This is a genomic window from Pedobacter quisquiliarum (assembly GCF_014642175.1).
Classification (GTDB): Bacteria; Bacteroidota; Bacteroidia; order Sphingobacteriales; family Sphingobacteriaceae; genus Pedobacter; species Pedobacter quisquiliarum.
On sequence record NZ_BMIL01000002.1, the window covers coordinates 352,276 to 372,186 of the forward strand.

Below are 19,911 nucleotides of genomic sequence, written 5' to 3' on the forward strand. Positions count from 1 at the left end.
ACCTGTATGTCCCTCTTTACCTATAAACAGCGTAATAATATAAATCTTGTCATTATTGTCGCTCTGGGGGGACTGATTGCATATTCGCTACTTGGTATTTTCAGTTCTATTTTAGGTACGCTGGTGCTGTATACCATTCTGCGGCCAGTATACCTGTACATGGTTCAGGACCATAACTTAAATAAGCGCTTTGCCGCGCTGCTGCTGCTTTTCACATCGATTTTGCTTATTGTGCTGCCATTTTATGGCTTGAGCAACATGGTGATCACAAAGATCCATGAGCTGCAAAGCGATCAGATATACTACAAAAACCTTTTCTTTAAAATAAAGCAACTCGTTCCGGTGGGTGGCGATGTGGAGCACATCATTGCCGATAGTTTGCGAAAGGCCGGGACGTGGGCTACGGAACTGTTCCCTTCCCTGATATCCGGGGCCTTTAACATCGTTTTAGGCTTGCTGCTGATGTATTTCCTGCTGTACTTTATGTTGGTTGAACATGAGCGCTTTGAAGCGGCCATGCTGAAATATGCGCCGTTCCGGGAGCAGAATGCCCTCCGCTTTGCGGAAGAGATGAAGAACACGACATTTGCGAACGTGGTGGGGCAGGGGCTGATCTGTCTGGTGCAGGGATCGCTGGTTAGCCTTTCCTTTTTTGTGCTGGGCTTTAGTGATCCTTTCTTCTGGGGGGTGATCACGACATTTATCTGCTTTGTGCCCATACTGGGCCCACCAATCATCTTCGTGCCTGCAGCGATTATGCAGATTGCCAATGGCAATGAATTTGGCGGCTACGCCATGCTGATCTTCGGCTTTCTGGTGATCATCAACATTGATAACGTACTCCGATTCCTGATTGCGAAGCGGGTTGGAAACATCCACCCCATTATCACCGTGATCGGTGTGGTGATCGGAATCCCGCTTTTCGGCATCTTAGGACTGGTCTTCGGGCCTTTGTTGCTGTCCTATTTTGTACTTGTTGTTAAGATATATGAAACAAGTGCACTGGCTTCTGATAGAATGGAAAGAATTAAAACAATTTCTGAAACTCAGGAGTTATAGTCTTTGATAAACAAATAAATTAAAATTTACGGTTATGAATGATAGTTCAAAAGTATTAATAGGGCTTTTAGCAGGTTTGGCAGCTGGTGCAGCATTAGGTTTATTGTTTGCGCCTGAAGCAGGTTCTGAGACACGTGAGCGCCTTGGTCAGTCGTTTAAAGATCTTAGCGATACCATCAAAGAGAAGGCAGCTGAAGAGTTAGACCACCTGAGCGGACTTAAAGATAAGGTCGTTGACAAAGTAAAAGGCAGAGCGAACAATGATGACGAATATGCCGACGAATTAGATATAGCGTAGTACCTTTTAACTTTACAACGATGCAGGAAAATAAAGAAAAAACCCTGGATGAACTTTACGCTGATGCGAAGGTTTATCTGGAAACCCGGGTGGAGTATACCCGTTTTTATCTATTAGAGAAAACATCAAAGCTCGTTGCAGATATCATCACCAACACGTTCATGATTATCTGCTTTATCCTGGCTTTTCTTTTTGCTATTATCACCCTGGCGCTGTTCCTATCGGAGTTGATTGGAAGTTTTGCAGCAGGATTTGGAATAGTGACTTTACTTCTGGTATTGATTGCAGTAGTTGTAATGCTTGCTAAAGGAAAGGTAGAAACAGCGATCATCAACATCGCCATAAAAAAATATTTCACCAAATTAGCGGATAAGGACGATGAAGAGAAAGTATAACATCAATAACGCGGAAGAGCTTCAGGCAGCAATAAGCGGACTTAAAGCTGAATATACCATGCAGGAGGAGCGATTAACGGCCGATGCAAAAGTATACGTTAAACAATATTCTTTTAAAAGTTTGTCGAAGAAGTACCTTACGCCATCGACCTTCCTTAAGGCTGACGACCAGCTGAACATCAGCAGCAAAGTGATGTCGTTTTTACTTCCTGTGCTCATGAACAATACCTTGTTTAGAGGCTCTGGATTTATCACGAAAACGCTTGTGGGTCTTGCCACCAGTAAAGTTGGGAAGTCATTAGATGCAGAACACCTTACGGGGATGTTCAGCACGGTGAAATCCTGGTTTGGAGGTGCGAAAAAGAAGATTACAGCGAAGCGCCAGGTGAACTACATTGATTATGGGATACCGCCCGATAGCGAAACATTCTAGATATAAAAAAAGGAGCTTTAAGCTCCTTTTTTTTGTGTAGTGTATTTTGATTACTTCAGGTCTGTTTTAATTCTTAATTCCTGAAGTTGTTTGTCATCAATGGTTGATGGGCTATCGATCATCACATCTCTTCCGGAGTTGTTTTTCGGGAAGGCGATTACGTCGCGGATGGAATCCAGTCCTGCGAAGATGGAACATAACCTGTCGAACCCGAAAGCAATACCACCATGTGGCGGTGCGCCGAATTCAAAGGCATCCATTAAGAATCCAAACTGTTTCTGTGCTTCCTCTTTCGAGAAACCAAGGTGTTTGAACATCAGGGCCTGTAAGGTCCTGTCGTGGATACGGATGGAACCACCACCGATTTCGGTACCGTTTACCACCATGTCGTATGCGTTTGCACGCACATCGCCAGGGTTGGTATCTAATAATGCGATATCTTCTGGTTTAGGTGAGGTGAAAGGGTGGTGCATCGCGTGGTAGCGACCAGATTCTTCATCCCACTCCAAAAGTGGAAAATCCAGCACCCACAGGGCACTGAAGGTGTTTTTATCACGTAAGCCCAATCTGGTGCCCATTTCAAGTCTTAGCTCATTCAGTTGCTTGCGCACTTTGTCTTTAGCACCGGCAAGGATCAGGATTAGATCGCCCGGCGCAGAGTTGAATGCTGCAGCCCATTTTTGAAGCTCCACTTCGTTGTAGAACTTGTCTACCGATGATTTAATGGAACCATCTTCGTTATGTCTGTAGTAGATTAAGCCTGTTGCACCGATTTGCGGGCGTTTGATGAACTCGGTAAGTTCGTCCAGCTGCTTGCGGGTGTAATGTGCGGCACCTTTCGCGTTAATACCAACAACAAGCTCTGCCTGTTCGAAAACAGGGAAGTTATGGCCTTTTACCAGATCGTTTAATTCTACGAACTGCATCTCGAAGCGCGTATCTGGTTTGTCTGAACCATAAAGGCGCATCGCATCAGCATACTGCATTCTTGGAACTTCCGGCAGGTCAATGCCTTTAATTTCTTTGAAAAGCGTGCGGATTAAGCCTTCGAAGGTATTCAGGATATCTTCCTGTTCGATGAATGACATCTCACAATCGATCTGCGTGAATTCAGGTTGTCTGTCGGCACGTAGATCTTCATCGCGGAAGCATTTCACAATCTGGAAGTAGCGGTCGAAACCAGACACCATGAGCAATTGCTTGAAGGTTTGTGGCGACTGTGGCAGGGCGTAGAATTCGCCTGCATTCATGCGGCTTGGCACCACGAAATCTCTTGCACCTTCTGGCGTGGATTTGATAAGCACGGGTGTTTCAACTTCGATGAAGTCTAAGGCGTCCAGGTATCTTCTTACGGATTGCGCCATACGGTGACGGAGCACCATGTTATTTCGCACTGGATTTCTACGAAGGTCCAGGTAGCGGTATTTCATTCTTAGATCGTCGCCGCCATCGGTTTCATCATCGATTAAGAATGGTGGAATCTTGGAGGCATTCAGAATCTCTAATGCAGTGATTTTGATCTCGATCTCTCCCGTAGGGATTTTAAGGTTTTTATTTGAACGTTCAACTACCGTTCCGCTCGCCTGAATAACGAATTCACGGCCAAGTGTACGTGCAGTTTCGCATAAGGTTGTGTTGTCGTCCATATTGAAGACCAACTGCGTGATGCCGTAGCGGTCACGAATGTCAATAAACGTCATTCCGCCCAGATCTCTGGATTTTTGCACCCATCCGCATAATGTTACACTTTCTCCGATATTCTGGATGTTCAGTGCGCCGCAAGTCGTTGTTCTTAGCATTTTTTATCGTATTAAGCTGCAAAAATATTCATTTTGAGCCATATATCACTGTTAAAGTCTATTTTAAGGAATAGGATAGAGGGATTTTAAGAGTTGGGGAAGGGAGTTTCGAGAAGCAGGGAAGAGAATTTTTAGGAGGTGGAGAATGGAATTTTGAGGAGCAGGGAGGGGAAATTCTAGCCCGTAGCGAAGGGAACTTTGAAGACTAGAGAAGGAAATTTTCAGCACTGCTGTTTAAATATTAAAATAATTTATGCTGGCGTGCAACATTATGAAAAACCCGTAGTCTTTTGAATAGCATTGAGATGAGGGGGATGGGCCAGCAATAGTAAACAGGATAACCAGCAAATATTTTGGAAGCGGTATACATAGATAAACATGTTTCATTGATCAATGAATGCAGGCAGGGCAGCCGGCAGGCACAATTTGAGATTTACAAATTGTACGCTAAAGCCATGTTTAATGTTTCGTTCCGGATCCTGAATCATCATGGCGAGGCTGAGGATGTGTTGCAGGAATCTTTCCTGGATGCTTTCATGCGGGTTAAGGAGTTCCGCGCGGAAACCACTTTCGGCTTGTGGCTGAAGCAGATCGTTATTAATAAATCGATCACTTGTCTGCGTAAACGAAAGATGGATCTGGTGCCTGTTGAGGAACTTGATATCGCGATGCCGCCGGAAGAAGATGAGGAATCGCTGCAACTGCAGGTAGATCTGGTGAAAAAGGCGATCACGCTGCTGCCAGATGGCTATCGGCTGGTACTCACGCTGTATCTTTTTGAAGGGTATGACCATGAAGAGATTGCGCACATTCTGAACATTTCAGAGAATACGTCCCGTACGCAGTATATGCGGGCGAAACTTAGATTACATCGCTTACTAGCAAAGAAAGGAGAAAAGGATGAGCAAAAAAATTGAGGATTTTATCAGGGGCAATAAGGCCGCTTTTGACACGGAAGTTCCAGGGGATCATTTATGGTCTAAGATGGAACAGCGCTTGAATAGTGCAGCGGAGGCATCGATTAAGGCAGATGGGACGTTGAACGAAGCGGATGTGCCGTTGAAAGAAGTGGAGCGGTTGAACAAAGTGGGTCACTTAAATAAAGGGGAGCAGCAGTTCAACAAAGCGGCGCAGCGACAGCCGAAAAGCTGGTGGTGGATCGGGATTGCAGCGTCACTGCTGGTGGTTTTGGGGATTGGGTATATGTACAACCAGAAAGTACAGCCCGGAAACGCACTGGCACAGGTGAATCCGCACCAGGCCAAGAAGCAGGTGCGGTTCAGTAGTATGATTGCGCAGAAGGCCGACAGCCTGGAGGTATATGCGGCTGAGAATCCGGAGCTGTACCAGAAGTTTGCCTCCGACTTAGAGCGCATTCAGGCAGATTATGACCTGCTCAAAACGGATCTGGTAAAAAGCCCGAACCAGGAGTTTGTAATACGTGCAATGGAAAAGAACCTGGAACTTCAGTTACAAGTTGTATCGCAGCAACTTCAGATCATCAATCAAGTAAGACAAGTAAATAAAGATAGTCAACTATGAAAAACATTCTATTAACGCTGGGTCTGATGGGTATCGGAACGCTGGCCTTCGCACAAAGTGCATCGGTAAACGCCCAGCCTGCTCTATTAGCACCGCAATATGCAGCAGCAAGTGCTGCAGTACCACAAACGCCAATAAAGCCTGTGCTGCCGGTTATGCCTTCTAGCAATTCCGTGTTGCCTGCGCCTTTACCGCCTGAAATCCCGGAAGTTCCGGAATACGCTGGCTGGAATGCGGAGGGGGATTCGTCTGAAGAGGGTTTAACGAAGACCTTCAGCAAGACTTTCCCTGCTGCTGCTTCAGATATAATCAGCATGAACAATCAATATGGGTCCATTACAATCAAGATATGGGACCGCAAGGAGGTAAAAGCAGATGTAACCATCAGTGCCTACAGCAATAATGCGGATGAACAGCAGAAACTGCTTGATGGTACCCGGGTACTGGCAGATAAATCCGGTGATCAGATTGCTTTCAGAACGGAGATGTCGGGGAACCGGAATGGAAATTGGGGTAACGGCACTAGAAACGGTAAGAAGTGGCGCAGAGAGGTGCGCGTGAATTACACACTGTATGTGCCCGGGAACAATGATCTAAACATTTCACAACAGTATGGGAACGTGGAGATCGGCAACTATGCCGGCGCGGTAAATGCAAAGGTGCAGTACGGTAACTTCAGCGCACAAAAGCTAAGCAGCAGCAGCAATAACCTGAATGTGCAGTATGGAAAAATGACAATCCAGGACCTGAATAAGGGGAACCTGAAGCAACAGTACGGCGGCGGTATTACGCTGGGATCGGCAAGGGACATCAACATCAGTGCGCAATATGCGAATGTTAGAATAGACAGGCTGCTGGGCGATGCGGCACTGAGTGTTCAATACAATAAGTTGAATATTGCTCAGGTTGCCGAAAGTTCGAAGGTGCTGACCATCAGCGCGCAGTATGCAGGGGTAGATGTTGGCTTCAGCGACAGCTACAAGGGAAAGATGGATGTGAAAACCAGCTACGGCGGCTTCAATTTTGGTAAAGGGGTATCTGCAAAGGTGGAAGGTGATGATGAGGATCAAGGTTCCTTTACAAAGCGCTACAACGGCAATATCGGTGGTGGCGGAAGCGGCCAGGTACGTGTGAATGCTTCCTATGGTGAGGTTACGTTCAGGTAGCATGAGGAGATATACTCACAGATATATAAAACACTAGCGTAAAGAAGCTTGTTGAATGATCAGCAAGCTTTTTTCATATCTTAGCACCAAATATCTGCATCACTATGGAACTCTTAAGTAATCCGGAAGCCTGGATCTCGCTCATTACCTTAACCCTTCTCGAAATTGTACTCGGTATCGATAACATCATCTTTATCTCCATTCTTTCTTCAAAACTGCCACAGCACCTGCAGAAGAAAGCCAGACAATGGGGACTGGGTCTTGCGATGATTACCAGGGTGTTGTTGCTGCTTTCGCTAAGCTGGGTGATGACGCTGACTTCGCCATTGTTCAACATCGGCGAATGGATTAGCCTAGACAACGAGGAATGGTTGAGCAAACTGGCCATCTCGGGTAGAGATCTGATCCTGATTGTCGGGGGACTGTTCCTGATTTACAAGAGTACCCACGAGATTCACTTGAAGTTGGAAGGGGAGGAAGATCATACCGGCAATCCGAAGGTGCATACCTTCACGGGGGTATTGATACAGATTTTATTGCTGGATATCGTGTTCTCACTGGATTCGGTGATCACTGCAGTAGGTATGGCTGATCATGTGGAGATTATGATTACTGCGGTAATTATTGCGGTGCTGATCATGATGGTCTCTGCAAATGCGATCAGTAACTTCGTAAATAACCACCCTACGGTGAAGATGCTAGCACTGTCTTTCTTGCTGCTTATTGGCGTTTCGCTGCTTGCAGAGGGACTGGATCAGCACATTCCAAAGGGTTATATTTACTTCGCTATGGCGTTCTCTATCCTGGTGGAAATGCTGAACCTGAAGATGCGTGGTAAAGAACGCAAACCTGTAGAACTTAGAGATACGCCGAAAGAAGATCAGGTTTAGTACTTTTGTACATGATTTCTTTTTACGAGGCCTTCTTGGCTGAACTTGCTATCCATAGGATTGGAAACAAATCCCAGGATGAATTCTACGTGCTTTCTGATCAATCCCTGCATATTCAGGACAACCTGCTGAAGAACCTGCTGCTGCAGTACTTTTTAAGTCCTTACCAGAAGGTGAATGAGATATACCGTTTCACGCACCCCAATGATGACCTTAATCTTAATGAAGTGTATCACTTTGCTGCAGCGATCTTTGAGGATGGGTCCAAGTTTCATGAGCACAGTCAGCAACTCGCTAAATACCTGTATGAAGTGTCCGGGCACCCGAAGATTAAGTCTGGAGAGCTGTATGTAGCCTATTTTGAGAACGTACAGATCGAAGGTGAACTGCTGGATGCCATCGGGATCTTCAAGTCGGAAACCAAGGAAACTTACCTGAAGGTTTATCCGGAACAGGATGGCTTTAACCTGAGCTATGAAGAGGACGCCATCAACATCACGAAGCTGGACAAGGGTTGCCTGATCTTCAATACGGACAAAGAAGAGGGCTTCAAAGTAGCGGTCATTGACCAGACGAACCGCAGTGCGGAAGCCGTTTACTGGAAGGATGAATTCCTCAAACTGAAGGTCCGGAACGACAACTACAATCAGACAAACAACGTGCTTGGGGTGTACAAAAGCTTCGTGACCGAGAAGCTGGACGAGGAATTTGAGATGACCAAGGCAGACAAGATTGACCTGCTGAATAAATCCATGAAGTACTTCAAGGAGAAAGAAAGCTTTGATCTGGATGAGTTCGCCAATGAGGTTATCGCCAATGAAGATGGCATTGAATCCTTTAAAAACTTCAAGAAGAGCTACGAAGAGGAGTTTGATACCGCTATTCCAGACAGCTTTGACATCAATACTGCCGCGGTTAAAAAGCAGGCGAGGGTATTTAAAAGTATCATCAAGCTAGACAGGAACTTCCATATCTATATCCACGGAGATAAAGAGCTCATAGAAAAAGGCTTTGATGAAGATAAATCCATGAACTACTACAAGGTTTATTTCAAGGAAGAAGCTTAACAATACAACCTGGTTGATTATTGAGGTTGTTATATGCAGGTGAGCTTTCTTTTTAAAACTTCAATGCACATTATGTACTTGGAGGCCCAGTAGAACAACATTAAACTGACTTCAAGCATAAAATCACATTATACAAAAAAGCCTGCGCAACTGTCCTTAAAACAGCAGCTCAGGCTTTTTACATAATATATCTATGTGATTAAAGCACTCTTAAAAGCAAGCCTTTCAAGTATTCACCCTCTGGAAAAGAAATCCTTACCGGGTGATCTTCTGGCTGGCTAAACTGCTTTACAATCTGAATCTCCTTACCGGCATCCAGTGCTGCCCAGGCAATAATCTGCTTGAAAGTCTCAATGTCAACCGCGCCAGAGCAAGAGAATGTCGCCAGCAGGCCACCGCTTTCCAGCAAGCCCATTCCATGGCGGTTCAGGTCTTTGTATGCGCGTGCCGCGCGATCCAATGCAGAGCGCGAAGGCGCGTACTTCGGCGGATCCAGCACAATGACATCGAACTTCTTTCCTTCTTCCTTGAAGGCACGAAGTTGTTTGTTCACATCAGATTGAATTACCGTGCTGTGCACTTTGTCGAAGCCGTTTAAATCTATGTTCTGCTGAAGGGTCTCAAGGGCCAGTGCGGAGCTGTCCACGCTCGTCACATGCGCAGCACCCGCTTTGAAACTGTTCAAGGAAAACCCACCGCTATAGGAGAAGCAATCCAGGACGGTCTTTCCGGCAGTATATGCCGCTAAGATCTGGCGGTTATCCCGTTGATCGCAGTAGAAGCCCGATTTCTGCCCACCGGCGATGTTGATGTGGTAGATAATGCCATTCTCTTTCACTTCCAGGAACTCCGGTGGATTTTCACCCCAAAGCAGGCCATTTGTAACTTCTAAATCCTCATGGCCACGTGCAGTGGCATCGCTCTTATCGAATATACCTGTAGGCTGCAGCTCTTCACGCAGGATGCTGATGATGTCCTCCTTTGCACTTTCAATACCCGCACTAAGAATCTGAAGGGAAAGGAAGTCCGCATAGCGATCTACAATAAGGCCGGGTAGGAAATCTGCTTCGGAGAATACCAGTCGGCAGGTGTTGGTGTCGCCATTGCGGAGCACATGCGCCCTGGAAGCGATGGCTGTGCGGATCTTCTGCTGGTACCAGCTGCGATCAATGGTCTTTGCTTCATCCCATTCCAACATACGTACTGCCACGCGACTTTTCTCGTTGAAGTAACCGTAAGCCAGGAATTCCTTATCTGCAGCCAGTACGCGAACAACTTCGCCGTTTGCAGGACTACCTTTTACCTTGTCCAAAGCGCCGGAAAATATCCAGGGATGTCTTTGCAAAGCTGCTTTCTCTTTTCCTTTTTTCAGTATTACTTCAACCATGGCGCAAAGTTACTAAAAGCAAAAACACCAATACCTTTCTGTATGATATTTCTACCACAGCAGCAGGTATTGGTGTTTAGAAGCAATAAAGCGCTTAAATACGCTTATTTAGAAGCTTTTTCGAAACGTTCAGCAACAGCATCCCAGTTTACGACATTCCAGAAAGCCGCGATATAATCCGGCCGTCTGTTTTGATATTTTAAGTAGTAAGCGTGTTCCCAAACGTCCATGCCTAAGATCGGTGTACCTTTAACTTCAGCGATGCTCATTAAAGGATTATCCTGGTTTGGTGTAGAGCAAACAGCAACTTTCTTGTCAGCAGTAACGATAAGCCAAGCCCATCCTGAACCAAAGCGGGTCGCACCAGCTTCAGCAAATTTAGTCTTGAAGTCAGCAAATGATCCAAAAGCAGCTTTGATAGCATCTGCTAAAGCACCTTTAGGCTCACCACCTTTGTTTGGGCCGATAACTTCCCAGAAAAGGGAATGGTTGTAGTGACCACCACCATTGTTTCTCACTGCAGCAGGGAACTTGTCTACGTTCTTCATTAAGTCTTCAATGCTCTGGTTAGCTTCTGGTTTGCCTTCCAATGCTTTGTTTAAGTTGGTAACGTATGCCTGATGATGTTTGTCATGGTGGATTTCCATGGTCATTTTATCGATATGCGGTTCTAGTGCGTCAGTTGCGTATGGTAACGCAGGTAGTTCAAAAGCCATATTATTATGATTTAAGGTTTAAATTCTATACAAATATAACACTCACCTGCCAAGTTTGTTCAGGCTATTGTCAAGTAGTTTAATCGCGTCTGGCAGCAAAGAACTTACGCATCAGCGCGCCGCATTCTTCGGCTAGCACACCGCTTTCCAATCCCGTTTTTGGATGTAGAATATTGCTGCATTTGCTGCTGAAGCCTCTTTTCGGTTCGGGTGCACCATAGACCAGTTTGCCGATCTGCGTCCAGTAGCTTGCGCCTGCACACATCACGCAGGGTTCAACGGTCACATAAAGCGTACATTCCTTAAGGTATTTTCCCCCGAGGGTCTCACTAGCGGCGGTAAAGGCCTGCATTTCCGCATGTGCGGTGACGTCATTGAGCTGCTCGGTTAAGTTGTGGCCGCGGCCAACAATCCTGCCGCGACAAACCACCACAGCACCTACAGGGATTTCTCCGGCTGCAAAGGCCTTTTCGGCCTCCTGTATGGCCAGGCGCATGAAATACTCGTTTTCTGCCTTCGGATCTTTGTCTTCAGCGAAGTTGTAAAAGCTCATGCCGCAAAGATAGGGCTTTAGATGAGTTTACTGCCATTGGGCACCGGCCGTTCGAGGCTGGTGAGCACAATATCGCCATGCTCATCGGTGAAACCGGTGACCAGAAACTCCGACATGAACTTGCCGATCTGCTTTTTAGGAAAGTTGGTCACGGCAACGATCTGTCTGCCAACTAGTGATTCCTTGCTGTAATGTTTGGTGATTTGTGCCGAACTCATCCGCACCCCATAAGGGCCGAAATCTACCTTAACTTTAAATGCAGGCTTGCGTGCCTCTGGGAAGTCAAAAACCTCCAGAATGGTGCCTGCACGGAGTTCAACTTGCTCAAATTCAGACCAGGTAATCTCTTTCATTTTGCTGCTTAATCTTTAACGTTATAACGTGTGAGAGGTTAGAACCAGATCACATACTTTTTCAATTTCAATCACAACACTTTTAAGTTCCAATCAGATTGTTTTCAATTCCTAATCACAACTGTTTTAAATCCCAATCACATCTTTCTTTTTGCGCTGCTTCATGGTCTTCGGGATAACCGCTAGTATTTCTTCCCTAAAGGCATTCAGCATGCGTTTTTTGATGAAGTTTTTATGCGTAACAAGGCTAATTTCCCGCACGGGTTCTGGTGATTTGAAGGTACGCACTTTGCCCAGCTGCTTGTTCGTGAGTTCCGCAAGGGCGAGTTCGGGCACCAGGGTGGCACCGTCGTTCCTATCCACCATGCGGATCAGCGTTTCTACACTGCCGGTGTGGTAGGTCAGTCCCTGCAGGCGATTGTCTTTGGTGGTACGGCAGATGTTCAGCACCTGCGAGCGCATGCAGTGCCCCTCGTTAAGTAGCCAGATGTTTTCCTCCTCCAGGTCGTCCGGATCGATGTTCTTCTTCTTGAAAAGTTTACTGTTTTTGCTGATGTACGTTACGAACGATTCGTAGTATAGTGGCAGCTCCTCTGTCGCTGGATCCCCAAAGGGCGTTGCCATGATGCCGCAGTCCAGCACACCTGTTTTCAGGTGATGGATGATATCCTCTGTCGTATATTCCCAGATCAGCAGTTTCAAGTCGGGGTACTTCTCCATCATGGTGGAGATCACCTGCGGAAGCAGGTAAGGGGCAACCGTAGGGATGATCCCAATCCGCAGTTCACCAACGATGTCCTGCTGCTGGCTGTTGATGATCTCTTTAATCTTATGGCTTTCCTGCAGGATGATCCGGGCTTGTGCAATGACTTGTGCGCCAATCTCCGTCGGCACCACAGGTTGTTTGCTGCGGTCAAAGATCTTGACGTTCAGCATTTCTTCCAGCTTCTGCACCTGCATGCTTAATGTAGGTTGCGTAACGAAACACTTCTCTGCAGCACCTACAAAACTCCTGTAAGTATCTACAGCAACAATATATTCAAGCTGTACTAAGGTCATATAATCAAAGTTTATATACTACGAGTAAATATATAAACTTTAATTATTAATCTGAATGTAGGGAAGATCTAATATGCAACAATGGCAATTGATAATGAACCTATAGATGCAAATGTCCTAGATATTGATATCATTTAAGCTGAATGTAGGGAAGGTCTAAGGTGCAACAATTGTAAATGGGTAATGAATAATACATAAGAATGCCCTGAATATAGATATCATTTAACCTGAATGAAGGAACGATCTTAGGTGCAACAATGGCAATTAATAATGAACCAATAGTTGCCAATGCCCCAAATATGAAGATCATTAAAGCTGAATGAACCTAAAATCCAATACCAACAACCATAAATGACCAGTCAAGCTTATAGATGCGAATACCCTAAATACGGATATCCAGGAAATCCTCATACGCAAGCTTAATCCCTTGCTCCAGCTCAACCTTATGTTTCCAGCCAAGCTTGTGTAACTTGCTTACATCCATTAACTTCCTCGGCGTACCATCCGGTTTACTGCTGTCGAAAGTCAAAGCACCTTCATAGCCAATCACCTTCTTGATCAGCAAAGCCAGATCTTTGATGCTGATGTCTTCACCAGTACCAATATTAATCAAGCTCGGCTCATCGTAATGCTGCATCAGGTAGTAACAAGCCTCCGCCAAATCATCGGCGAACAGGAACTCGCGGAGCGGCGAACCTGAGCCCCAGATGGTCACCTGTGCCGCATTGTTAATCTTCGCTTCATGGAACCTGCGGATCAACGCGGGCAGTACATGGCTGTTTTCCGGGTGATAATTATCGTTAAAACCATAAAGGTTTGTCGGCATTACCGAAATGAAGTTGCAGCCATATTGCGCACGATAAGCCTCACACATTTTGATACCCGCAATCTTGGCAATCGCATAAGGTTCATTGGTTTCTTCCAATAATCCGGTCAGCAGGTACTCCTCTTTCAAAGGCTGCGGTGCCAGTTTAGGGTAGATACAGCTGGAGCCTAAAAACATCAGCTTTTTCACGCCATGTTTGTACGACTGGTGGATGACGTTGTTCTGAATGGCAAGGTTTTCATACAGGAAATCTGCGCGGTAAGTATTGTTGGCCATGATGCCACCAACTTTCGCTGCTGCTAAAAAGACATAGTCAGGTTTTTCAAGGTCAAAGAATGCCTGTACAGCTACCTGATCACGAAGATCAAGCTCCTTAGAGCTGCGGGTTACAATATCCGTATAACCTTCCTTAGCGAGTTTTCGGTGGATTGCGGAGCCAACCATTCCTCGATGCCCGGCGATGTAGATCTTTGCGTTCTTTTCCAATGTATAGTGGTTTAGGTGCTCAAAATTACTAAATAGATGCCAACTTATTTAAAAGACTGATTTAATTGTACTTTTGTGAAAAAATTGACAGGTGGGCAAAGATAAGCTAAGAAAATTCTCAGAAATAAACACATTTCCGAATGTATACCAGCTGGAAGCAGGTATGGCGCTAAAAGGAAATTGGGCAGAAGCGCATTTTAAAAACAACAATCCAGTGGTATTGGAGCTTGCCTGCGGCAAAGGAGAGTACTCGGTTAATCTAGCAAAACTATTTCCAGAGAAGAACTTTATAGGTTTAGACTATAAGGGTAATCGCATCTGGCGTGGCGCCAAGACGGGTATCGAAGAAAACATCCCCAATGTTGCCTTCCTGCGCATTCAAATTGAAGGTATTCTGGAGTATTTCGCGCCGGGAGAGATCGATGAGATCTGGATCACCTTCCCAGACCCACAACCGCAGCTCAGCCGTGAGAAGAAACGCTTAACCTTCCCAGGTTTCCTGGACAAGTATAAAGTACTGCTTAAGCCAGGTGGCAAGGTGAACCTGAAGACAGACAATGATGGCCTCTACGCCTACACCGCAGAGAAAGTTGCAGAACTTAACCTGGTTTGTCACAAATCCACAGATCAGCTGTACACCTCTGAATACTACGATGAAGTCCTGAAGATAAAAACGCATTATGAGCGGATTTATCTTAAACATGACAAAAACATCAACTATATTCAATTCTCCTTCGAGTAAGCGGAAGCACCAACATATATAGGCACGTCAAAATCAGTCAGCTATGGAAAAAACATTCTACGAAATGGTCTACGAAGTAGTGCGTCTGATCCCTGCAGGCAGGGTAACCTCCTACGGAGCCATTGCAAAATGCCTGGGTTCCGGGGGTTCCGCTAGGATGGTTGGTTACGCCATGAACAATGCCCATGGCATGCATCCGCCAGTGCCAGCACACCGGGTGGTGAACCGCAGCGGACTGCTCACGGGGAAGTTCCACTTTACGCCGCCTGAACTCATGCAGCAAATGCTCGAAAACGAGGGCATTGTCATTGTTGATGATAAAATTCAAAACTTTAACAAACACTACTGGGATCCTTCAGTAGAAATTTAAGAACACATGGGAAAATTAGTAGAAGAATTTAACGACTACCGTTCTAAAATGAACGATAGGATCATGGAGACCGCAAATACCAACATCAAAAGGTTTTTTGCTTTAGATACCACCACCTATGCAGAGGGCGCATTAGACGTAAAAACCAAAGAAATGCTTGGCCTGGTGGCTTCAATGGTGCTTCGTTGTGATGATTGCATAAAATATCACCTGGAGAAATGTTATGATGAAGGTGTTACCAATCCGGAAATCAATGAAGTATTTATGATTGCAAACCTTGTCGGCGGATCCATCGTAATCCCGCATTACCGCAGGGCAGTAGAATATTGGGACGAGCTAAGTTTATAACAGCAATCCATGCAAATAGAAAAGCTGATGCCTGCAAAGGTCATCAGCTTTTTTCATGATCAAGAAATCCTATTGCTGATGCATCAGGTTATAAGCTTTCACATAAGCGGCAACCGCTTTCGCATCAAAGCTTTCTGTCTCTTTGATCCGGGTGGCCAGATCCTCATCGTTGTTCAGCTTTTCCAGCAAAATCTGCTTTAAGCGCTGCTGATCCCCTGAAGAGTTCAGTTGAATTTCCAGCATCGGTCCTGTACCCGGCTTTTCAATAAAATACAAAGCCTTACGGCCAGCGGCTTTTTTGCTGTTGCTCCTGCGGCCTCCACCTATGGAAATGCCGCCGCCAATGCCTACGCCACCAAAACCACCGCGACTCATCCCGCCGGATCCCAAACCAAAGCCGATGTTCGGACTCACCCGCACACGTTTCTCCTGCGTCGCAGTTGGATCGCCCGATTGCTCACCAATGGCATACATATTTACCGCGCCCAGCTCCAGTACCTTAAAAAATCGTTGCTCTACTTTCTTGTTGTTGATGATTGGCTTGCTCACGTAAGTCTCCCCATTCCACAGAAATTCCTTCACGTCCTTCGCCTTATATATCACTTCAACCTGGTCGTCCTTCAGTAAGGAAACCGTATTATAATCGGTGCCTTTTATGGTGCCACGTACAAAGTTGGCGGTGTCCAGCATCACCACATCCTGCGCAGCAGCCAACAGTGAAAAGCCCGTAACAAAGCATAAAACAGCAATAAATCGAATTAACCTCATAGCTTACAAATAACGTAAATTATGATTCTATGATACAAAGCGGTTTACAATAATTAACTTTGATTATGAAAAAACTGTTCCTGCTCGATGGAATGGCGCTTATTTACCGGGCGCATTTTGCTTTAAGCAAAACTCCACGATTTACCTCCACAGGTCTGAACACTTCCGCCGTAATGGGCTTCGCAAATACGTTGCTGGAAGTAATTAACAAGGAAAAACCAAGCCATATTGCGGTGGTTTTCGATACTGAAGCACCCACAGAACGACATACAGATTTTGAAGCATATAAAGCGCACCGTCAGGCGATGCCAGAAGACCTTGCGACCGCTTTGCCATACGTGGTGAAACTGATCGAAGGTTTCGGCATTCCCGTGATTACCAAAGATGGTTTTGAAGCGGATGATATCATCGGTACGTTGGCCAAAGAGGGTGAGAAGCAGGGCTTCCAGGTGTTTTGCATGACGCCGGACAAAGATTTCGCACAGCTGGTTTCCGAGAACATCTTCATTTACAAGCCATCCCGTATGGGTAATGGCGTTGAAATCATGGGTGTACCCGAAGTGCTTGCCAAATGGGAAATCGAGAACGTTAAACAGGTCATCGACATCTTAGGCCTTTGGGGCGATGCCGTAGACAACATCCCCGGCATCCCCGGCATCGGTGAAAAAACCTCTAAGATTCTGGTTAAGCAATATGGTTCGGTGGAAAACATCATCGCCAATGCACATGAGCTGAAAGGCAAAATGCGGGAGAATGTACAGATGTTCGCAGCGCAGGGCATGGTGTCTAAAAAGCTGGCAACCATTATCCTGGATGTTCCCGTAGAATTTGACGCACACGCACTGGAACTTGGCGCGCCCAATCGCGAGTTGTTGGAGCCACTATTTGCGGAGCTGGAGTTCCGCACCTTGGGTAGACGCGTCTTTGGCGACAACTTCTCCCTTGGCAGTAACGGCGGGGGTATGTCGCAGCAAACGGATCTTTTCGGCCAGACCATGGCTGAACCGGAAACCAGCTCGAAAGTCTTTGTTGCACCACCTGCTTTATTCGAGCAGCCAACGGCGAAGACCATTGCAGATGTGCCACACGATTATAAATTGGTGGATACCCCAGAAGCGCGTAAAGCGCTGATTGATCTGCTGCTTCAGCAGGAAAGCATATCCTGGGACACTGAAACGACAGGTACAGATGCTAACCTTGCAGCGCTTGTTGGCCTGTCCTTCTGCATCAAGGTGGGCGAGGGGTATTACATCCCGGTTCCGGCAGAACGTGAAGCCGCACAGCTGATCATCGACGAGTTCCGTCCGGTACTTGAAAACGAAAAAATAGCCAAGGTTGGTCAGAACCTGAAATACGATATTCTCGTGCTGAAATGGTACGGCGTAAACATCAAGGGGCGCTTGTTCGACACGATGCTTGCCCATTACCTGATCGATCCGGATACCCGCCACGGTATGGACCTGCTTTCGCAGAACTACCTTAACTATACCCCAATCTCCATCACCAGCCTGATTGGTGCCAAAGGCAAAAACCAGGGCACCATGCGCGATGTGCCGGTTGAGAAAGTGGTGGACTACGCCGCGGAAGATGCGGATGTAACCTTGCAGCTGGCGAACATCTTCGAGCCGATGCTGAAGGAGCTGAATGCAGAAGAACTGGCCAGGGATGTCGAAAATCCACTGGTTTACGTACTTGCTGATATTGAAAAAGAAGGCGTACGCATTGATGTGGAAACGCTGAACAGATATTCCAAGGAACTGGAGACAGACATCGCGCGATTGGAGCAGAATGTGTTCGAGAAATGTGGCGTCACCTTCAATTTGTCTTCCCCGAAACAACTTGGCGAAGTGCTTTTTGATAAGCTCGAACTGGATCCAAAAGCAAAGAAGACCAAAACCGGTCAATATCAAACGGGTGAGGATGTTCTATCCCGCCTGGCAAATAAGAGCGATGTGGTGCAGGATATCCTGGATTACCGTCAGCTTTGTAAACTGAAATCTACGTATGTAGATGCCTTGCCTTTATTGGTAAACCCTAAATCCGGACGTGTACACACCAGCTTTAACCAGGCGGTGGCGGCAACCGGACGTTTAAGTTCTAACAATCCGAACCTGCAGAACATTCCAATCCGCACGGAAAGGGGTAGGGAAGTTCGGAAGGCCTTCATCCCGAGGGATGCAGATCATGTGTTGCTATCTGCGGATTACTCGCAAATTGAGCTGCGGATTATTGCGGAGATCAGTAAGGAGGAAAACATGCTGGAGGCTTTTGCACAAGGCACCGATATCCACACAGCCACGGCCGCGAAAGTCTACGGCACCACGATCGAACAAGTAACGCCAACGCAACGAAGGAACGCTAAGGCAGTTAACTTTGGGATCATCTACGGGCAATCGGCATTCGGACTTTCCCAAAGCCTGGATATCCCGAGAAAAGAAGCGGCAGATATCATTGAGCAGTACTTCATGCAGTACCCGGGCATTCAGCGCTACATGAGCGATACCATGACTTTCGCCCGTCAGAACGGCTTCGTGGAAACCATCATGGGCCGCAGGCGATACCTGAGGGATATCAATTCCGCCAACCAAACTGTGCGCGGCTTCGCAGAGCGAAATGCGATCAACGCACCTATTCAGGGCTCCGCAGCCGACATGATTAAAATTGCGATGATTAACATCCATAAAGACATACAGACTCGTGGTTTACAAGCGAAAATGACCATGCAGGTGCATGATGAGCTTGTGTTCGACGTGCCTAAAGGGGAAGTTGAAGTGATGAAAGAGATTATCAAACACCGTATGCAAACGGCCATCAAGACCAATGTGCCAATTGAAGTTGAAATTGGTATGGGCGAAAACTGGCTTGCCGCACACTAAGCAACAAGCCTTAACTACAGGCAACAGCCTAAAATATCATACAAATTAAAAGAGCCGGGTGTTAAATCCGGCTCTTTTGTTATAAGATTAATGCTTGCTTAAAGCTCGATGGTTTCTCCAATTGCCGGGAGCAACAGAATCTTGTCCTCGCGCTTAAACTTCGCCAGTGCATCTTCCTTGTCGATCTTAATCAAATCGAAAGTGTCATAGTGCACACCAATCACCTTACTGCAATCAATGTATTTCGTTGCGATAAGTGCATCATCCACATCCATGGTGAAATTACCGCCAATAGGCAGAATTGCATAATCCAGGTTGTACAGGTCTGCAAGCAACTTCATATCCATGTTCAGTGCAGTATCGCCAGCGAAATAGATGGCTTTACCGGCACTTTCCAATACAAAGCCAGCAGGATTCCCACCGTAGCTGCCATCAGGCAAACCGCTGGAGTGCGTAGCCCACACCATGCGCAGGTTTCCAAACTCAAACTTCGACTTACCAAAGTTCATCGGGTGTACATTTGTCACCCCTTGTGTTTGCAGCCAATCCGCAATTTCAACCATGGTAATAACCAATGCACCCGTTTGTTTGGCAAGGTCTACCAGGTCGGCAACGTGGTCGCCGTGGCCATGACTGACCAATATATAATCTGCAGTGATGGACTTCGTGTCAATTGCCGATGCCAAAGGATTAGGCGTGATAAATGGATCAAAAAGAAACTTTTTGCCCCCAAGTTCCAGCAAAAAGCAGGATTGTCCGTAATAGCTAAATTTCATGT

The 19,911-nt window shown here is 46.2% G+C and carries 22 protein-coding genes; 13 read left to right on the top strand and 9 right to left on the bottom strand.

Annotated elements, in window-relative coordinates; translation table 11 throughout:
* The first annotated feature begins 6 nt into the window (after positions 1–6).
* Genes IEW69_RS03965 through IEW69_RS03980 form a run of 4 tightly spaced genes read left to right on the top strand, consistent with a single transcriptional unit; the run spans position 7 to position 2,185 of the window.
* On the top strand, positions 7–1,059 hold the full coding sequence (locus IEW69_RS03965; protein WP_188625529.1) for an AI-2E family transporter: 1,053 nt from the start codon (positions 7–9) through the stop codon (positions 1,057–1,059).
* Positions 1,060–1,093: 34 nt separating this feature from the next.
* On the top strand, positions 1,094–1,357 hold the full coding sequence (locus IEW69_RS03970) for a YtxH domain-containing protein (RefSeq protein WP_188625530.1): 264 nt from the start codon (positions 1,094–1,096) through the stop codon (positions 1,355–1,357).
* A gap of 20 nt (positions 1,358–1,377) precedes the next feature.
* Entirely contained in the window at positions 1,378–1,752 is a 375-nt protein-coding gene (locus IEW69_RS03975; RefSeq protein WP_188625531.1) for a phage holin family protein, read from the top strand.
* On the top strand, positions 1,736–2,185 hold the full coding sequence (locus IEW69_RS03980; RefSeq protein WP_188625532.1) for a hypothetical protein: 450 nt from the start codon (positions 1,736–1,738) through the stop codon (positions 2,183–2,185). Before IEW69_RS03975 ends, IEW69_RS03980 begins: the two co-directional genes overlap by 17 nt.
* A 50-nt stretch (positions 2,186–2,235) precedes the next feature.
* On the opposite strand, the gene aspS is transcribed toward IEW69_RS03980, so the two are convergent.
* Positions 2,236–3,984, bottom strand: a complete 1,749-nt coding sequence (gene aspS, locus IEW69_RS03985; RefSeq protein WP_188625533.1) for an aspartate--tRNA ligase — start codon at positions 3,982–3,984, stop codon at positions 2,236–2,238.
* Positions 3,985–4,337: 353 nt separating this feature from the next.
* On the opposite strand from aspS, the gene IEW69_RS03990 reads away from it, so the two are divergent.
* From IEW69_RS03990 to IEW69_RS04010, 5 genes are all read left to right on the top strand, one after another.
* Positions 4,338–4,901: an RNA polymerase sigma factor gene (locus IEW69_RS03990; RefSeq protein WP_188625534.1), complete on the top strand. Its 564-nt coding sequence runs from the start codon at positions 4,338–4,340 to the stop codon at positions 4,899–4,901.
* A complete protein-coding gene (locus IEW69_RS03995) occupies positions 4,885–5,526 on the top strand; it encodes a hypothetical protein (protein WP_188625535.1) in 642 nt (213 codons plus the stop codon). The genes IEW69_RS03990 and IEW69_RS03995 overlap by 17 nt, the downstream gene beginning before the upstream one ends.
* On the top strand, positions 5,523–6,692 hold the full coding sequence (locus IEW69_RS04000) for a DUF4097 family beta strand repeat-containing protein (RefSeq protein WP_188625536.1): 1,170 nt from the start codon (positions 5,523–5,525) through the stop codon (positions 6,690–6,692). The genes IEW69_RS03995 and IEW69_RS04000 overlap by 4 nt, the downstream gene beginning before the upstream one ends.
* 104 nt (positions 6,693–6,796) lie before the next feature.
* The gene (locus tag IEW69_RS04005) at positions 6,797–7,582 is read left to right on the top strand and encodes a TerC family protein (protein ID WP_188625537.1); all 786 of its coding nucleotides are present in this window, start codon (positions 6,797–6,799) and stop codon (positions 7,580–7,582) included.
* An 11-nt stretch (positions 7,583–7,593) separates the two neighbouring features.
* Complete coding sequence (locus IEW69_RS04010; RefSeq protein WP_188625538.1) at positions 7,594–8,649, top strand: nucleoid-associated protein; 1,056 nt, start codon at positions 7,594–7,596, stop codon at positions 8,647–8,649.
* A 199-nt stretch (positions 8,650–8,848) separates the two neighbouring features.
* On the opposite strand, the gene IEW69_RS04015 is transcribed toward IEW69_RS04010, so the two are convergent.
* The 6 genes from IEW69_RS04015 to fcl all read right to left on the bottom strand — a co-directional run bounded on the left by IEW69_RS04015 (position 8,849) and on the right by fcl (position 14,029).
* Complete coding sequence (locus IEW69_RS04015; RefSeq protein ID WP_188625539.1) at positions 8,849–10,036, bottom strand: class I SAM-dependent rRNA methyltransferase; 1,188 nt, start codon at positions 10,034–10,036, stop codon at positions 8,849–8,851.
* 104 nt (positions 10,037–10,140) lie between these two features.
* Positions 10,141–10,752 (bottom strand): superoxide dismutase, encoded by a 612-nt coding sequence (locus tag IEW69_RS04020; RefSeq protein WP_188625540.1) that lies wholly within the window; start codon positions 10,750–10,752, stop codon positions 10,141–10,143.
* Between the two features lie 79 nt (positions 10,753–10,831).
* Entirely contained in the window at positions 10,832–11,305 is a 474-nt protein-coding gene (locus IEW69_RS04025; RefSeq protein WP_188625541.1) for a nucleoside deaminase, read from the bottom strand.
* Between the two features lie 17 nt (positions 11,306–11,322).
* Entirely contained in the window at positions 11,323–11,658 is a 336-nt protein-coding gene (locus tag IEW69_RS04030) for a tRNA-binding protein (protein ID WP_188625542.1), read from the bottom strand.
* 126 nt (positions 11,659–11,784) lie between these two features.
* Positions 11,785–12,717, bottom strand: coding sequence for a hydrogen peroxide-inducible genes activator (locus IEW69_RS04035; RefSeq protein ID WP_188625543.1), 933 nt, complete (start codon positions 12,715–12,717; stop codon positions 11,785–11,787).
* A gap of 382 nt (positions 12,718–13,099) precedes the next feature.
* Complete coding sequence (fcl, locus tag IEW69_RS04040) at positions 13,100–14,029, bottom strand: GDP-L-fucose synthase (RefSeq protein WP_188625544.1); 930 nt, start codon at positions 14,027–14,029, stop codon at positions 13,100–13,102.
* 91 nt (positions 14,030–14,120) lie between these two features.
* Between fcl and trmB the strand changes: the two genes are divergently transcribed.
* The 3 genes from trmB to IEW69_RS04055 are packed head-to-tail and all read left to right on the top strand — an operon-like array spanning position 14,121 to position 15,489.
* Positions 14,121–14,771 (top strand): tRNA (guanosine(46)-N7)-methyltransferase TrmB, encoded by a 651-nt coding sequence (gene trmB, locus IEW69_RS04045; protein ID WP_188625545.1) that lies wholly within the window; start codon positions 14,121–14,123, stop codon positions 14,769–14,771.
* A gap of 43 nt (positions 14,772–14,814) precedes the next feature.
* On the top strand, positions 14,815–15,141 hold the full coding sequence (locus IEW69_RS04050; RefSeq protein ID WP_188625546.1) for an MGMT family protein: 327 nt from the start codon (positions 14,815–14,817) through the stop codon (positions 15,139–15,141).
* 6 nt (positions 15,142–15,147) lie between these two features.
* On the top strand, positions 15,148–15,489 hold the full coding sequence (locus IEW69_RS04055; RefSeq protein ID WP_188625547.1) for a carboxymuconolactone decarboxylase family protein: 342 nt from the start codon (positions 15,148–15,150) through the stop codon (positions 15,487–15,489).
* A gap of 69 nt (positions 15,490–15,558) precedes the next feature.
* Here the strand turns inward: IEW69_RS04055 and IEW69_RS04060 are convergent, their stop codons facing one another.
* Positions 15,559–16,257 (bottom strand): hypothetical protein, encoded by a 699-nt coding sequence (locus tag IEW69_RS04060; RefSeq protein WP_188625548.1) that lies wholly within the window; start codon positions 16,255–16,257, stop codon positions 15,559–15,561.
* Positions 16,258–16,322: 65 nt separating this feature from the next.
* Between IEW69_RS04060 and polA the strand changes: the two genes are divergently transcribed.
* Positions 16,323–19,133, top strand: a complete 2,811-nt coding sequence (polA, locus tag IEW69_RS04065; protein ID WP_188625549.1) for a DNA polymerase I — start codon at positions 16,323–16,325, stop codon at positions 19,131–19,133.
* Positions 19,134–19,231: 98 nt separating this feature from the next.
* Here polA and IEW69_RS04070 read toward each other — a convergent pair whose 3' ends face one another.
* Positions 19,232–19,909 (bottom strand): metal-dependent hydrolase, encoded by a 678-nt coding sequence (locus IEW69_RS04070; protein ID WP_188625550.1) that lies wholly within the window; start codon positions 19,907–19,909, stop codon positions 19,232–19,234.
* Positions 19,910–19,911: the final 2 nt, after the last annotated feature.

Excerpts from the sequence above, each read along its gene's own strand:
- IEW69_RS03965 (WP_188625529.1), top strand. The coding sequence starts at position 7 with ATGTCCCTCTTTACCTATAAACAGCGTAATAATATAAATCTTGTCATT.
- IEW69_RS04060 (WP_188625548.1), bottom strand. The coding sequence starts at position 16,257 with ATGAGGTTAATTCGATTTATTGCTGTTTTATGCTTTGTTACGGGCTTT.
- IEW69_RS04010 (WP_188625538.1), top strand. The coding sequence starts at position 7,594 with ATGATTTCTTTTTACGAGGCCTTCTTGGCTGAACTTGCTATCCATAGG.
- aspS (WP_188625533.1), bottom strand. The coding sequence starts at position 3,984 with ATGCTAAGAACAACGACTTGCGGCGCACTGAACATCCAGAATATCGGA.
- IEW69_RS04035 (WP_188625543.1), bottom strand. The coding sequence starts at position 12,717 with ATGACCTTAGTACAGCTTGAATATATTGTTGCTGTAGATACTTACAGG.
- IEW69_RS04015 (WP_188625539.1), bottom strand. The coding sequence starts at position 10,036 with ATGGTTGAAGTAATACTGAAAAAAGGAAAAGAGAAAGCAGCTTTGCAA.
- IEW69_RS04020 (WP_188625540.1), bottom strand. The coding sequence starts at position 10,752 with ATGGCTTTTGAACTACCTGCGTTACCATACGCAACTGACGCACTAGAA.
- IEW69_RS04050 (WP_188625546.1), top strand. The coding sequence starts at position 14,815 with ATGGAAAAAACATTCTACGAAATGGTCTACGAAGTAGTGCGTCTGATC.
- polA (WP_188625549.1), top strand. The coding sequence starts at position 16,323 with ATGAAAAAACTGTTCCTGCTCGATGGAATGGCGCTTATTTACCGGGCG.
- IEW69_RS03995 (WP_188625535.1), top strand. The coding sequence starts at position 4,885 with ATGAGCAAAAAAATTGAGGATTTTATCAGGGGCAATAAGGCCGCTTTT.
- IEW69_RS04005 (WP_188625537.1), top strand. The coding sequence starts at position 6,797 with ATGGAACTCTTAAGTAATCCGGAAGCCTGGATCTCGCTCATTACCTTA.
- IEW69_RS04070 (WP_188625550.1), bottom strand. The coding sequence starts at position 19,909 with ATGAAATTTAGCTATTACGGACAATCCTGCTTTTTGCTGGAACTTGGG.
- IEW69_RS04055 (WP_188625547.1), top strand. The coding sequence starts at position 15,148 with ATGGGAAAATTAGTAGAAGAATTTAACGACTACCGTTCTAAAATGAAC.
- IEW69_RS04025 (WP_188625541.1), bottom strand. The coding sequence starts at position 11,305 with ATGAGCTTTTACAACTTCGCTGAAGACAAAGATCCGAAGGCAGAAAAC.
- IEW69_RS03975 (WP_188625531.1), top strand. The coding sequence starts at position 1,378 with ATGCAGGAAAATAAAGAAAAAACCCTGGATGAACTTTACGCTGATGCG.
- IEW69_RS04030 (WP_188625542.1), bottom strand. The coding sequence starts at position 11,658 with ATGAAAGAGATTACCTGGTCTGAATTTGAGCAAGTTGAACTCCGTGCA.
- IEW69_RS04000 (WP_188625536.1), top strand. The coding sequence starts at position 5,523 with ATGAAAAACATTCTATTAACGCTGGGTCTGATGGGTATCGGAACGCTG.
- IEW69_RS03970 (WP_188625530.1), top strand. The coding sequence starts at position 1,094 with ATGAATGATAGTTCAAAAGTATTAATAGGGCTTTTAGCAGGTTTGGCA.
- IEW69_RS03980 (WP_188625532.1), top strand. The coding sequence starts at position 1,736 with ATGAAGAGAAAGTATAACATCAATAACGCGGAAGAGCTTCAGGCAGCA.